Origin of the sequence: Nonomuraea sp. GTA35 (genome assembly GCF_041950525.1) — a bacterium.
Lineage (GTDB): Bacteria > Actinomycetota > Actinomycetes > Streptosporangiales > Streptosporangiaceae > Nonomuraea.
The window spans coordinates 314,373-327,526 of the sequence record NZ_JBGNUV010000013.1; the positions used below are offsets into that span (position 1 = coordinate 314,373).

Genomic DNA, 13,154 nt, shown 5'->3' on the forward strand with positions numbered 1-13,154 from the left:
GGATGCGCCATGCCGAAGTTCATGGACGTGCACAGTGGATTCGTCGGCGCCACGGAGGAGCAGCTCCGCGCCGCCCACGAGCGTGACCTCGCGATCGAGGCGGGGGAGGGGGTGCACTTCGAGCGCGCCTGGCTCGACCCGGACTCGGGGAAGGTGTTCTGCCTGTCGTCGGGGCCGTCGAAGGAGGCGGTGCTGCGGGTGCACGACAAGGCCGGGCACCCGACGACGGAGATCTACGAGCTGCCGGTCGAGGTGGAGTAACCCGCCGAAACGAAACGGGCGGCCCCAGGACCGCCCGCTTCGCGCGCCGATCGCCTGAGCGCCGATCGCCACAGCGCCGATCGATCCAGGGCAGATCGCCCCGGCGCCACCGTCCCGCTCGGGATCGCCTCAGCGCCAGGTGATCAGGGCGTCCAGGGCCTCGACGCGGGAGCCGCTGACGAGCAACGGGTTGATCTCCAGGGACTCCAGCCCGTCGCCCAGCGACTCGGCGAACGCCGCGACCCGCGCCACCACGTCCGCCACCGCGTCCAGGTCGGCGGGCTCGCTGCCCCTGACCCCGTTCAGCAGCGCCGCGCCGCGCAGCTCCGTGAGCGCCGTACGCGCCTCGCCGGCGTCCACCGGCAGCACGCGCAGCGCCGTGTCGCGCAGCACCTCCACCCAGACCCCGCCCAGCCCCACGGCCAGCGTGAGTCCCCAGGCCGGATCCCGTACGACGCCGACCAGCAGCTCGATCCCGCCACGGCGCTGCGGCTGGACGAGCACGCCGTCCAGCGACGGCACCGCGGCGACGATCTCCCGGTACGCCTGCCGCACCTCCTCCGCCCCGCCGAGCCCGAGCCGGACCCCGCCGACGTCGCTCTTGTGCCCGAGGCCCTCGGCGGCCGCCTTGAGCACCACGGGACAGCCGAACCGCTCCGCCGCCGCCACCGCCGCCGATTCGTCGCGGGCCAGCTCCGACGGCACCACCGGCAGCCCGGCGGAGGCCAGCAGCGCGGCGGCCCGGTGCTCGGCCCACACCCCGCTCGCCCCCTCGGGCGGCGCGACGGCGCGGGGGAGCGGGGCCGGCCGGGACAGGACCCGCTCACGCTGCTCCGACCAGCGCACGGCTGCCCCGATGGCGTGCAGCCCGTGCTCGATCCCGCCCGCCACGTACGGGAACCCGGTCTCCGCCTGCACCCGCCGCCCGAACTCGGTCACGTCGGTCAGCACGTTGCTCACCACCACGACCGGCACCGGCGAGGAGGCGATCCGCCCCGCGCTGGCCGCGTACGTGGCCAGCACCGGTGCCGGATCGGGCGGCGCCACCTTGGGCGGCTCCGACAACAGCATGATCAGGTCGATCCCGGGGTCCGCGGTCACCGCCTCCAGCGCCCGGCCGAGCAGGGTCCGGTCGATGAGCACGTACCCGGTGACGTCGAGCGGGTTCTGCACGGTGCCGAAGGCCGGGACGATCTCCGCCAGCCGCGCCACCGTCTCCGGCGCGAACGGCGGCAGCTCCAGCCCCTCGTCCTCGGCCCGGTCCGCGATGATCTCCGAGGCGCCGCCCGACGGGGTGACGACCCCGATCCGCCGTCCCGGCAACGGCCCCGAGGAAGCCAGCAGCCCGGCCGTGATGATGAGGTCCTCCAGCGAACGCACCCTGATCACGCCGAGCTGCCGCAGCGCCGCGTCGATGACGTCGTCGTCGCCCACCAGCGCGCCCGTGTGCGCCTGCGCGGTGTGCGAGGCCAGCTTGCTGCGCCCGATCTTGAGCGCCACGATCGGCTTGCCCGCCTCCAGGGCCCGCCGTGCCACGCGGGAGAACTCGGCCGGGTTCCTGATCGATTCCAGGAACAGCGCGATGACCCTGGTCGCCGGGTCGTCCACCAGGTAGCCGATCACGTCCGTGACGGTCACGACCGACTCGTTGCCCATCGACGTCAGCAGGCTGATCCCCACGTTGCGGGCCTGCGCGAACCCCAGCACGGAGCTGGCCAGCGCCCCGCTCTGCAGCACCACGCCGACCGCGCCGCGCAGCAGCGGCGGCGGGATGGGCAGCCCGTACGGTGTCACGCCGGCGGCCGCGTTGATGTAACCGTTGCCGTTGGGCCCCAGGATCGTCAGCCCGTTCTCCGTGGCGAAGGCCGCGATCTCCGCCTCCAGCCGCGCCCCCTCCTCCCCGGCCTCCCCGAAGCCGGCCGTGAGGATCACGTAACACCGGATCCCCAGCTTGGCCCCCTCCCGCAGCACGCCCAGCACGGCCGCGGTCGGCACCATCACGTACGCCAGGTCCACCCGCTCGGGGATCTCCGTCAGGCTCCGGTACGCCGCCTGGCCGTGCACCACGCCGCCCCGCGGGTTGACCAGGTGGACGGGCCCGGGGAACCCGTGCGCACGCAGGTTGGCCAGCGTGCTGATCGACCACCCCGACTTGTCCGTGGCCCCCACCAGGGCGATCGAGCGCGGATTGAACAGCTCCCCAACCGACATGTACGTCATTCCCCGATGAGTCCGAGCCGGGCGTGGCCCTTGATGAGGTTGCGGGCGATCGTACGGCGCTGGATCTCGTCGGTCCCCTCGAAGATGCGCAGCAGGCGCAGCTCCCTGTACCACCGCTCGATCGGCAGCTCCTTGGTGTACCCCATACCCCCATGGATCTGCAGCACCCGGTCCACGACCTGGTTGGCCATGACGGCGCCGTTCAGCTTGGCGATCGAGGAGGCGTGCCGGGCGTCCAGGCCCTCGCCCACCCGCCAGGCCGCGTACAGCGTCAGCCACTTGGCCGCCTCGATCTCCACCTGGGAGTCGGCGATCATCCACTGGATGGCCTGGTAGTTGGAGATGGTCTGGCCCATGGACTTGCGGATCTTGGCGTAGTCGACGGCCATCTGCAACATGCGCTCGGCCGACCCGATGGCGCGTGCCGGGATCATGTAGCGGCCCTGGCCGATCCACTGCATGGCCAGCTCGAAGCCCTTGCCGAGCTCGCCGAGGATGTTCTCCTCCGGCACCCGCACGTCCTGGAACACGAGCGAGGCCGGGCCCCACTGGCCCATGGTGGGGATGGGCTCGGACTTCCAGCCCATGTCGCGGTCCACCAGGAAGCAGGTGACGCCGTGCTCCTCGGCCACGGCGAAGACCATGACGAAGTCCGCCTCGTTCCCGCCCGTGATGAACGTCTTCTCGCCGCTGATCACCCACTCGGAGCCGTCGCGTACGGCCTTGGTGCGGATGTTGCGGGCGTCGGAGCCGGCGCCGGGCTCGGTGATCGCGAAGCAGGAGCGGCGCTCGCCCTCGATGGTGGGGATCAGGTAGCGCTGCTTCTGCTCCTCGTTGCCGGCGTAGAGGATGTTGTCGGCGCTGCCGCCGAACGAGAACGGCACGAACGTGCGGCCGATCTCCATGGCGATGATCGCGGACATGATCGGGCCGAGGGCCGCTCCGCCGTACTCCTCGGGGGTGTTGATCCCCCAGAAGCCGGACTTCCTGGCCTTGGCGCGCAGGTCACGCAGGACGTCGGGGTCCAGGCCCGGGCGGCCCTCGCGCTCGTTGCGCAGGACCTCGGGCTCCAGCGGCATGACCTCCTTCTCGATGAAGGTGCGGACGGTGTCGCGGATCTGGCGTTCCTCGGGGGTGAGCGAGAAGTCCACAGCCGCCTCCTGGTGCAATTTCTAGAATCTTTCTCTAGGAAGACATTCTAACCGTCACGGCTCTGTGTCAAGAATCTGATTCTAGAATTTCGGCGGCTAGGATGGCGTCATGGCACGCAAGTCCTCGTGGGAGTGGAGCCGTACGGCGCAGACCCGCAAAAGCATGCTGCAGGCGGCGCGCGAGGTCTTCAGCGAGCACGGCTTCGCCGAGGCCAACGTCTCGGAGGTCGTCGCCCGCGCCGGCTCCAGCGTGGGCAGCCTCTACCACCACTTCGGTGGCAAGACCGAGCTCTTCCTCGCCCTGTACGAGGACCACCAGGCCGCCCACGAGCAGGCCTCCGCCTCCAGCGTGGCCAAGGCCAGGAAGGAAGGGGTCTGCGACCCGGTGGAGCTGCTGATCGCGGGGGCGCGGGCGTACCTCGCGGGGGCGTGGGAGCGGCGCGACCTGGTCCGCCTCTTCATCGACGGCGACGGCCCTCCGGGCTTCGAGCTCATCCGCCGCACGCGGGGGCGCGAGTGGGTCCGGCAGAACGCGGTGCTGCTGGGCGCGGGGGGCGACCCTCTCGACCGCTTCACCGTGGCCGTCCTGACCAGCATCATCGGCGAGGCCGCCCGCGAGGTCGCCACCTCGGACACCGAGGAGGAGGCCCGGGAGGTCATCGAGGCCGCCATGACCTTGATCCACCGCCTCGACCCCCTCCGGGCCCTCGACGAGACCTGAACCCCTCCCACCCCCTCTCCGCCCCACATGCCGCCGGCGGTGCCGAGGCGCGCGGCGGCGGAGCGGGCGGCCCGTAGGTAGGTGCGCCGTTTCTGGGCGCGTCATGGGCGAGCGCCCTCGCCGGGTCGGTGCTCGGCGCGACGCGGGCGACGCTGAGGGGAGTGCCGTCCCGCCGGCGGGTGGGTGGCGTGGTGGGGAAGGGGCCACCCGCCCGCCGGGAGGCGTCGGGCCGGAGGGTCAGGTGACGGTCGCGCGGCCCCGGTCGATCACCACGGTCCCGTCGTCCTTGGCGGTCCTGAACAGCACGTCGGCCCCGTCCACCCAGATCGACACCGTGAGCGACTCCCCGGGGAACACCGGGCTGGAGAACCGCCCCGACATGGCCTTGAACCGTCCCGGATCGGACCCCGCCACAGCGTGCAGCAGCGCCCGCCCCGTCACCCCGTACGTGCACAGCCCATGCAGGATGGGCCGGTCGAAGCCGGCCCTGGCCGCGAACGACGGGTCGCTGTGCAGCGGGTTGTAGTCCCCCGACAGCCGGTAGATCAGCGCCTGCTCGGGCAGGGTCGAGTAGGTGACCTTGTGGTCGGGCGCCCGGTCGGGCGGCGCCCACGTGTCACGCGGCCCCCGGTCCCCGCCGAAGCCGCCTTCGCCCCGGATGAACACCGAGCTCCGCGAGGCGATGACGAGCTCCCCGGTCTCCAGGTCCACGGCCCGCGCCTCCGAGGTGACCAGCGCGCCCGAGCCCTTGTCGTAGATGCCGGTCACCCGTGACGTGGTCCGCACGCCACCGGCCGCGGGCAGCTCGCGGTGCAGCTCGAAGCCCTGTTCGGCGTGGACGAGCATGGCCGGGTCGTAGTCGCCGAGCCGCCGCCCGGGAGCCTGGGCGGCCAGGACGGCGAACGTGGGCAGCACGCGCTGCTCCTTCTCGGTGGTGAACTCCAGCTCCGAGGTGCCCGCCCCGACGCCGAGCGCGTACAGCATGGTGTCCTTCGCGGTCCACGTACGCTCGTGCACGGGCCCGTCGGCCCCGATCAGCGAGTGGTCGAGTGCCATGGCGGGTCAGTCCTCCCGTCCGGGGATGCGGCCGTTCGTCAGCGCGTTGGGCGCGGCCTTCTCCACCAGGGCGGGGATGACGGAGCCCAGCTCGGCCGGGTCCCAGCGGCTGCCCTTGTCGGCCTCCGGCCCGGCGTGCCAGCCCTCGGCCACGCTGATCTTGCCGGCCCGCACGTTGAACACGCGCCCGGTGATCCCGCGCGCCTCCGCGCTGGAGAGCCAGACGACCAGCGGCGCGATGTCGTCGGGGTCTGCGCCGGTGGCGCCGGCGGGCATGAGGTTCTCGGTCATGCGGGTGAGCGCGGCGGGGGCGATGGCGTTCACGGTGACGCCGTACCGCTCCAGCTCCCTGGCGGCGATGATCGTCAGGCCCGCGATGCCGGCCTTGGCGGCGCCGTAGTTGCCCTGCCCCGGGTTGCCGTAGATGCCGGAGGACGAGGTGGTGTTGATGATCCGGGCGTCCACCCGTTCGCCCGCCTTGGCCTTGTTCCGCCAGTAGGCCGCGGCGTGGCGCAGCGGGGCGAAGGTGCCGCGCAGGTGCACCCTGATGACGGCGTCCCACTCGTCGGCGGTCATGTTGACGAGCATCCGGTCGCGCAGGATGCCCGCGTTGTTGACCAGCACGTGCAGGTCGCCGAAGTGGTCGACGGCGGCGCGGACGAGCCGCTCGGCGCCGTCGAAGTCGGAGACGTCCTCGCCGTTGACGACGGCCTGCCCGCCCATGGCCTCGATCTCCGCCACCACCTCGGCCGCCGCGCCCGACGAACCGGTGCCGTCCACCTCCGCGCCCAGGTCGTTGACCACGACCTTCGCCCCCTGCCTGGCGAATTCCAGCGCGTGTCCCCGTCCGATGCCCCTGGCCGCACCGGTGACGATCACCACGCGGCCTTCGACGATCCCGCTCATCCGACACCTCGATCCTTGACCGGCTGACGTTTTGAATTGGATTCTAGTATTAAAATCTAGAAAGGACAGGGCCCTTGCCGGCGACGACCACCCCCACCCGTGACGCCTGGCGAACGTTGTCGGTCGTGAGCCTGGCGAGCGTGCTGACAGGGCTCAGCGGCAGCGCCATCAACGTCGCGCTGCCCGAGATCGCCAGGCACACCGGGGCCGGCGCCACGGCCGCGAGCTGGATCCTCCTGGGCTACCAGTTGACCACGACCGTGCTCATGGTGGTGTTCGGCCGGCTGGCCGATCTGTTCGGCAGGCGCAGGATGTACCTGCTGGGGCTGGCCACGTACACGCTGGCCGCCCTGCTCGCGGGCCTGGCGCCGAACGCGTGGGTGATCGTGGCCATGCGGGTGCTGCAGGCCGTGGGCGGCGCGATGCTGCTCACCAACAGCGCCGCCCTGATCAGCGACGCCTTCCCGCGCGAGCGGCTGGGCGAGGGGATGGGCGTGTACGTGGCCTCGTTCTCCATCGCCGGGCTGATCGGGCCGACGCTGGGCGGGGTGCTGGCCGAGAGCCTGGGCTGGCGGTGGGTGTTCTGGTTCAACGTGCCCGTCGGCCTGCTCTGCCTGCTGTGGGGCGTGCTCGTGCTGCCCAGGCCGCCCAGGGCCGAGCGTGAGGGCGGGCTGGACGGGCCGGGGAACGTCCTGGTCCTGGCCACCCTCGGCGGGCTGCTGCTGGCGCTGTCGGAGTTCACCCGGCTCGGCTGGGACCATCCGGTGGTGCTGGGCGGGCTGGCGGCGTTCGTGGCGGGGCTGCCGCTGTTCCTGCTCAGGGAGTCGCGGGCGGAGCATCCGGTCGTGGACCTGACCCTGTTCAGGGAGCGGGCCTTCGCGTTCGGCACGCTGGCCTCGTTCCTCAACGCCGTGGCGCGCATGGGCATGGTCTTCCTGGTCGCGCTCTACTTCCAGGCCGTGCGCGGCGACGATCCCGTGCAGGCGGGGCTGAAGGTGCTGCCGCTGGCAATCGCCGCCATGATCGGCTCGGTGAGCTCGGGCTTCCTGCAGCGCCTGATGAGCGCGCGCACGCTCGCCGTGGCCGGCGCCGCGACGACCACGTGCGGGCTGGTCGTCATGCTGTCGGTGATGTCGGCGGACATGCCGTACCCGGCCGTGGCGGCGGGGCTCGTGCTCATCGGGCTCGGCTCGGGCGCGTTCCTGCCCTCCAACACCACCGCCATCCTGGACGGCCTGCCCTCCAACCGGCTCGGCATCGTCAACGCCATGCGCCTCATGCTGCAGAACACCGGCAACGTCGTCGGCACCGGCCTGGTCCTGTCGATCATCACCGCGCCGCTCCCCGCCGGGCTGCACCAGAGCGTGTTCGCCGGCACGCTCGCGCAACTGTCGGGCGGGGCGGTCGAACAGCTCGTCACCGGCTACCGCTGGGCGCTGGGCTCCATGGCCGCGATCTCGGTGCTGACCGTGCTGTCCTGCCTGGCCCGGCGCAGGGCCACCTGACCCGGACGGGTACGGTGGCGGACGTGGTTGAACGCACCCCGTCCGAAAGCACCCCGGCCGAACGGCACGTCTATCCCCGCGCGGTGAGATTCGGCGACATCGACTCCCAAGGGCATGTGAACAACGTGCGCTTCCTCGACTACCTCGAGGACGCCCGCTTCGGCATGCTGAGCATCGATCCGTACGTCGCGGGCGACGAGCCGTTCAAGGGCCTGGTCGTGACCCGGCACGAGATCGACTACCGCCGCCCGCTGGGCTTCCGCGCGCAGCCCGTACGGGTCGAGACCTGGGTGACGGAGATCAGGGCGGTGCGGTTCACGCTGCAGTACGAGATCCGCGACGAGGAGGGGCTCTACGTCACCGCCAAGTCCGTCATGGCGGCCTACGACGTCGAGCGGGCCGCGCCGCGCAGGCTGACCGAGCACGAACGGGCTTACCTGAAGCGCTACGCGGCGGAATGAAACGCTGGTGGATGCTGGCGCTGGGCGTCAACGCGCACGCCGGCGTCACCCTGGGGCTGTTCGGCCTGCCGCTGGTCATGCCCGAAATTTTGCGACATTTCAACGTCTCGCTGCCCGTGGGCGGCCTCATCGCCAACGCCCCCGCCATCGGGGTCATGTGCGCCCTCGTCGCCTGGGGCGCGCTGGCCGACCGGTACGGCGAGCGGGTCGTCCTGGGCGCCGGCGTGGGAGTGGCCGCCGCGGCGCTGGCCGCCACGGCCTTCGCCGGGAGCACCTGGGCGGTGATCACGCTGCTGGCACTGGCGGGCGCCGCCGGCTCGGCCGCGATGGTGGGCGGCGGGCGCATCGTGCTGCGGTGGTTCGAGTCGGCGGAGCGCGGCGTCGCCATGGGGGTGCGCCAGGTCTCCTTCACCCTCGGCATGGCCGTGGCCGCCTTCGCGCTGCCGCCCATGGCGCGGGCCCACGGGTTACCGGGCGTGCTGCTGCTCTGCTCCGGCGTGAGCCTGCTGGCCGCCGTGCTGGCCGCGCTGTTCATGGCCGAGCCGCCGCGTGCGATCTCCGGGCCGGGCGCGGAGCGGGCGGGCTCGCCGTACCGGCAGCCCGCCCTGTGGCGGGTGCACGCCACCAGCGCCCTGCACGTGGTGCCGCAGGTCGTGGTCAGCACGTACGGGGTGGACTGCCTGGTCACGACCTACGGCTGGGACGACGTGGCGGCCGGCCGGCTCTTCGGCGTGGCCGCGATCGGCGGGGCCCTGATCCGCGTCGCGGCCGGGCGCTGGTCCGACCGCACCGGCCTGCGCATGCGGCCCCTGCTGATCCTCACCCTCGGCAACCTCGCGGTGCTGGCGCTGCTGGTCGCCGGCACGCTCACCGCCACCCGGCTCGGGGTGGCGGCGCTCGTGCTGGCCTCGGTGATGACGGTGTCCGGCAACGGGCTGGCCTACCTCGCGGCGGGCGAGCTGGCCGGGCCGGGCTGGGCGGGCAAGGTGCTCGGCACCCACAACACGATCCAGAACACCGTCTCCCTGGCCGTCACGCCGGTGGCCGGGGCCCTGATCGTCGGCGCGGGCTACTGGGCCGGCTTCGCGGCGGGGCTGGCCTGCGCCGTGGCCTCGCTGCCCGTCATTCCCCGGCGCTGGGAGCGGGCGAGGCGCTCCTGAGCCACACCGCCGTGTCGGGCGGCAGCAGCCCGCGCTTCAGCGGCGTGCTCGACAGCAGCACCTCCTCGTGCTGCGGCAGGCGTACCGGCTGGGGGCCGCAGTTGACCGCGCAGATCAGCGGCCCACGGGCGAAGAAAAGCGCTCCCTCGGGAGAATCCAGCCACTCCAGGGTGTAAGGAATGCTCCGCACCAGCTCGCGGCGGCAGGCCAGGGCCCGCCGGTAGAACTCCAGCGTCGAGTCCGCGACCCCTTCCTGCTTCTCGACGCTCAGCTCCGCGAACGACTCCGGCTGCGGCAGCCACGGCTCCACCCCGCCGGGCGAGAACCCGTGGGAGGGCGGGTCCACCGTCCACGGGATCGGCACCCGGCACCCGTCGCGCCCCGGCAGCTTGCCCTTGGACTGGAGGAACACCGGGTCCTGCCTGGCCTCGTCCGGCAGGTCGGTCACCTCGGGCAACCCCAGCTCCTCGCCCTGGTAGAGGTAGGCGGAGCCGGGCAGCGCCAGCATCGTCAGCAGCGCCGCCCTGGCCCGCGCCAGGCCCGTGCCCGGGTCGGCCGTGCCGTAGCGGGTGCGATGGCGTACGACGTCGTGGTTGGACAGCACCCAGGTCGCGAACGGCACCGTGGAGATGGTGTCGTCGATCACCTTCTTGAACGCCGTCGGCGACCACGGCGCCTGCAGCCAGGCGAAGTTGAAGCTCTGGTGCAGCTCGTCGGGCCGCAGGTAGAGGGCGAGGTCCTCGGGGCTGTCGGTCCACACCTCGCCCACGGCCATCCGCTCGCCCGGATAGCCGTCGAGCACGCGCCGCCAGTCGCGGTAGACGTTGTGCACCTCCGGCTGCCCCCACACCGGCGAGACCGACTTGAACGACTGGTCGCCCACGTCGGGCAGCCCCTCCGCCTTGTACAGGCCCATCGCCACGTCGATGCGGAAGCCGTCGACGCCACGGTCCAGCCAGAACCGCAGGATGTCGAGGAACTCCGCGTGCACCTCGGGGTTGCGCCAGTTGAAGTCGGGCTGCCCGGGAGCGAACAGGTGCAGGTAGTACTGCCCGTCGGGCGTTCGCGTCCACGCCGGCCCGCCGAACGTGGACTGCCAGTTGTTGACGGTGTCGCGGAAGATGTACCGGTCGCGCCCGTCGCCCCGCAGCGCCGCCTGGAACCAGGGATGCTCCGAGGAGCTGTGGTTGGGCACGATGTCCACGATCACCCGCAGGTCTTGCTCGTGCGCGTCGGCGACCAGCGCCTCGAAGTCGCCGAGCGTGCCGAACAGCGGGTCCACGTCGCGGTAGTCGGCCACGTCGTAGCCGCCGTCGGCCATGGGGGAGCGGTAGAACGGGGTGAGCCAGATCGCGTCGACACCCAGCCCCCGCAGGTACGGAAGGCGCTCGCGCACCCCCGCCAGATCGCCGACGCCGTCTCCGGAGGCGTCGGCGAAGCTGCGGACATAGATCTCGTAGACGACTGCGTCACGCCACCAGGGGATATCCATGTGGCGTGTCATGCCCCGTTATGTGGGCGAGTTCACCAGGCTGTGGGCAGCGTAGACCAGATAGTCCCAAAGCCTGGTCTCCAGCTCGTCGGGCAGGTCGAGCGAATCGACCGCGTCACGCATGTGCCGCAGCCAGGCGTCCCGCTCGGGCTCGCCGATCACGAACGGCATGTGCCGCATGCGCAACCGGGGGTGGCCGCGCTGCTGGCTGTAGGTGTTGGGACCGCCCCAGTACTGGATCAGGAAGCCCCGCAGCCGGTCCTCGGCGCCCGTCAGATCGGACTCCGGATAGAGCGGCCGCAGGGTCGGGTCTTCCGCGACCCCCTCGTAGAAGCGGTGCACGAGGCGCCGGAAGGTCTCCTCGCCTCCGACGGCGTCGTAAAAGGAGGTCTCTGTCACGTTTCCTAGCTTAGGCGGTGGCGACCATCGAGATGCCCGCGCCGTCGAGTGCCGTCTTGACCCTGAGCCTCAGCTCACGCGACACCTCCGCCTGCGCGGACGGCAGAGTCTTGGCCGTGATGCGGAACACCAGCGAGCTGTCGGAGAGCTGCTCGACCCCGAACACCTGCGGCTGCTCCACGATCTTGACCTCGCGCAGCTCGGGGTCGGCCCAGATCTCCTCGGCGACGTGCTCCAGCAGCACCCGCACGGTGACCACGTCGGCGTCGTAGGCCACCGGCACGTCCATGAACGCGCGCGACCAGCCCTGCGACTCGTTGCCGACCCGGGTGATCGTGCCGTTGCGGACGTACCAGACGCGGCCGTCCACGTCGCGCAGCCTCGTGACGCGCAGGGTGACCGCCTCGACCGTGCCGACAGCCGGGCCCGCGTCGATCACGTCACCCACCCCGTACTGGTCCTCCAGCAGCATGAACATGCCCGCGATGAAGTCCTTCACCAGCTCCTGCGCGCCGAAGCCGATGGCCACGCCGAGGATGCCGACGCTGGTCAGCAGCGGCGCGATGGGAATCGTCAGCCTGTCGAGCACCGTCAGCACCGCGGTGCCGAGGATGACGACGGAGGCGATGTGCTTGAGCACCGACCCCATCGTCTCGGCCCGCTGCTTGCGCCGCTCGTGCAGCAGCGCGTCGATGCCGTCGGTCGCCACCCCCTTACGGAACCGGCTGGTGAGGGAGCCACCCGTGGCCGCCCGGTTGACCACCCGCGTGATGACCCGGTGCGCGACGTTGCGGAGCACGATCGCGAACACGAGGATCAGGAAGACGACGACCAGCATGGCTGCCAGTGGTGCCCAGGCCGCGTTGTTGAACACCCCGGCGATCGTCGAGCAAACCGGGTCGTTTTGGCAGGTCACGGCCACTTGTGAGGTCACCTTGTCAATATCGGGCAGTACCGATGGAGTCGTCGGCGGTGGCGACGGCGTCACCAGCAGTAACACTATGGTGGATCCCCTCCGGAAGCGGTTCGGTCAGGAAAATGGACCGTTTCGATCCAAAAATACCGCTGACCGAACCGCCCGCCGTCACATCACGCCGGGGAAGACGGGGTCGCCCGCTCTCTGGGCCGCGGAGGGAGAGAGCAGACGCTCCGATGACGGACGGCTCGGAACGGGACACGCACCCGGAAGCGTGTCCCGTGCCGGTTCCGGGAGGGATCCCCCGAACACCCGCCCGGCTGACCCGGGCGGGCGGCTTGTGGACGCGGCGCGCGGCGCCGCGTGGCACGCAGGTGACCCGGAACCGGCGGAGTGACCAGGGCTCCGACGTGCGGAAGACCCTCCGCACCGGCCACTCCGCCGGCTCCCAGTAGCCGCCGTGGGTACGGTGAGCCGTGGTGGCTGCGCTCCACCCGGTTCACCGGGTCGTCACTCCCCCACGGCGGCGAGCACGCGGGCGACCTTCGTCGCGGCGCCGGCCGGGTCGTCGGCCGTGTGCATCCGCTCGCCCCAGGACCAGCAGTACCACCAGTCGCGCATGTCGGAGACGGACGCCGACCGGCAGGTGACGTTCTCGGACAGGCTCGTGGCGCTCGGGTTGATGACCCGTACGAACGTCCGTCCGCTCTGGGTCCGGACCACTCGTGCGAGCAGACCACGCGCGTCCAGTTCTGCCACGAGACGCTCAAGGTGCTCGAAGTTGTCGTCCCCCACCGTTCGTTCCTCCCTCGGGAATCGTTGCTGGTGGGCCAAAGATGGCCCAAGTCAAGAGTTCGCGCAACGAGCCGATTCGCTCACGGGGAGTCGCTTCTTCCTCATGGGGTG

At 71.5% G+C, this 13,154-nt stretch carries 13 protein-coding genes; 5 read left to right on the plus strand and 8 right to left on the minus strand.

From position 1 onward, the window contains the following. Positions 1 to 9 precede the first annotated feature (9 nt). Entirely contained in the window at positions 10 to 261 is a 252-nt protein-coding gene (locus ACBJ32_RS44220) for an SCO4226 family nickel-binding protein (RefSeq protein ID WP_357877694.1), read from the plus strand. A 129-nt stretch (positions 262 to 390) separates the two neighbouring features. On the opposite strand, the gene ACBJ32_RS44225 is transcribed toward ACBJ32_RS44220, so the two are convergent. Next, positions 391 to 2,472, minus strand: coding sequence for an acetate--CoA ligase family protein (locus ACBJ32_RS44225; protein ID WP_375131925.1), 2,082 nt, complete (start codon positions 2,470 to 2,472; stop codon positions 391 to 393). A 5-nt stretch (positions 2,473 to 2,477) separates the two neighbouring features. Next, the gene (locus ACBJ32_RS44230; protein WP_375131926.1) at positions 2,478 to 3,632 is read right to left on the minus strand and encodes an acyl-CoA dehydrogenase family protein; all 1,155 of its coding nucleotides are present in this window, start codon (positions 3,630 to 3,632) and stop codon (positions 2,478 to 2,480) included. 109 nt (positions 3,633 to 3,741) lie between these two features. On the opposite strand from ACBJ32_RS44230, the gene ACBJ32_RS44235 reads away from it, so the two are divergent. Beyond that, entirely contained in the window at positions 3,742 to 4,353 is a 612-nt protein-coding gene (locus tag ACBJ32_RS44235) for a helix-turn-helix domain-containing protein (RefSeq protein ID WP_357877685.1), read from the plus strand. A gap of 237 nt (positions 4,354 to 4,590) precedes the next feature. On the opposite strand, the gene ACBJ32_RS44240 is transcribed toward ACBJ32_RS44235, so the two are convergent. Both ACBJ32_RS44240 and ACBJ32_RS44245 read right to left on the minus strand, forming a co-directional pair. Continuing rightward, positions 4,591 to 5,409 carry a MaoC/PaaZ C-terminal domain-containing protein gene (locus ACBJ32_RS44240; protein WP_375131927.1) on the minus strand — a complete coding sequence of 273 codons (819 nt, stop codon included), beginning with the start codon at positions 5,407 to 5,409 and terminating at the stop codon, positions 4,591 to 4,593. Between the two features lie 6 nt (positions 5,410 to 5,415). Next, positions 5,416 to 6,315 (minus strand): SDR family oxidoreductase, encoded by a 900-nt coding sequence (locus tag ACBJ32_RS44245; RefSeq protein ID WP_375131928.1) that lies wholly within the window; start codon positions 6,313 to 6,315, stop codon positions 5,416 to 5,418. Positions 6,316 to 6,389: 74 nt separating this feature from the next. Here ACBJ32_RS44245 and ACBJ32_RS44250 point away from each other — a divergent pair, with 74 nt between their 5' ends. Genes ACBJ32_RS44250 through ACBJ32_RS44260 form a run of 3 tightly spaced genes read left to right on the plus strand, consistent with a single transcriptional unit; the run spans position 6,390 to position 9,441 of the window. Then, positions 6,390 to 7,820, plus strand: a complete 1,431-nt coding sequence (locus ACBJ32_RS44250; protein WP_375131929.1) for an MFS transporter — start codon at positions 6,390 to 6,392, stop codon at positions 7,818 to 7,820. Positions 7,821 to 7,843: 23 nt separating this feature from the next. Then, positions 7,844 to 8,281, plus strand: coding sequence for a thioesterase family protein (locus ACBJ32_RS44255; RefSeq protein ID WP_357877674.1), 438 nt, complete (start codon positions 7,844 to 7,846; stop codon positions 8,279 to 8,281). Beyond that, the gene (locus tag ACBJ32_RS44260) at positions 8,278 to 9,441 is read left to right on the plus strand and encodes an MFS transporter (protein ID WP_375131930.1); all 1,164 of its coding nucleotides are present in this window, start codon (positions 8,278 to 8,280) and stop codon (positions 9,439 to 9,441) included. The genes ACBJ32_RS44255 and ACBJ32_RS44260 overlap by 4 nt, the downstream gene beginning before the upstream one ends. On the opposite strand, the gene ACBJ32_RS44265 is transcribed toward ACBJ32_RS44260, so the two are convergent. The 4 genes from ACBJ32_RS44265 to ACBJ32_RS44280 form a co-directional block, all read right to left on the minus strand. Beyond that, positions 9,404 to 10,933: an alpha-amylase family glycosyl hydrolase gene (locus ACBJ32_RS44265; RefSeq protein ID WP_375131931.1), complete on the minus strand. Its 1,530-nt coding sequence runs from the start codon at positions 10,931 to 10,933 to the stop codon at positions 9,404 to 9,406. The genes ACBJ32_RS44260 and ACBJ32_RS44265 overlap by 38 nt on opposite strands. A gap of 18 nt (positions 10,934 to 10,951) precedes the next feature. Beyond that, entirely contained in the window at positions 10,952 to 11,332 is a 381-nt protein-coding gene (locus tag ACBJ32_RS44270) for a globin (protein WP_375131932.1), read from the minus strand. 10 nt (positions 11,333 to 11,342) lie between these two features. Next, entirely contained in the window at positions 11,343 to 12,206 is an 864-nt protein-coding gene (locus ACBJ32_RS44275) for a mechanosensitive ion channel family protein (protein WP_357877662.1), read from the minus strand. Positions 12,207 to 12,758: 552 nt separating this feature from the next. After that, the gene (locus ACBJ32_RS44280) at positions 12,759 to 13,043 is read right to left on the minus strand and encodes a hypothetical protein (RefSeq protein ID WP_375131933.1); all 285 of its coding nucleotides are present in this window, start codon (positions 13,041 to 13,043) and stop codon (positions 12,759 to 12,761) included. Positions 13,044 to 13,154: the final 111 nt, after the last annotated feature.

Coding starts and splice junctions, on each gene's coding strand:
- ACBJ32_RS44220 (WP_357877694.1), top strand. CDS start 10: ATGCCGAAGTTCATGGACGTGCACAGTGGATTCGTCGGCGCCACGGAG.
- ACBJ32_RS44225 (WP_375131925.1), bottom strand. CDS start 2,472: ATGTCGGTTGGGGAGCTGTTCAATCCGCGCTCGATCGCCCTGGTGGGG.
- ACBJ32_RS44235 (WP_357877685.1), top strand. CDS start 3,742: ATGGCACGCAAGTCCTCGTGGGAGTGGAGCCGTACGGCGCAGACCCGC.
- ACBJ32_RS44240 (WP_375131927.1), bottom strand. CDS start 5,409: ATGGCACTCGACCACTCGCTGATCGGGGCCGACGGGCCCGTGCACGAG.
- ACBJ32_RS44245 (WP_375131928.1), bottom strand. CDS start 6,315: ATGAGCGGGATCGTCGAAGGCCGCGTGGTGATCGTCACCGGTGCGGCC.
- ACBJ32_RS44260 (WP_375131930.1), top strand. CDS start 8,278: ATGAAACGCTGGTGGATGCTGGCGCTGGGCGTCAACGCGCACGCCGGC.
- ACBJ32_RS44265 (WP_375131931.1), bottom strand. CDS start 10,933: ATGGATATCCCCTGGTGGCGTGACGCAGTCGTCTACGAGATCTATGTC.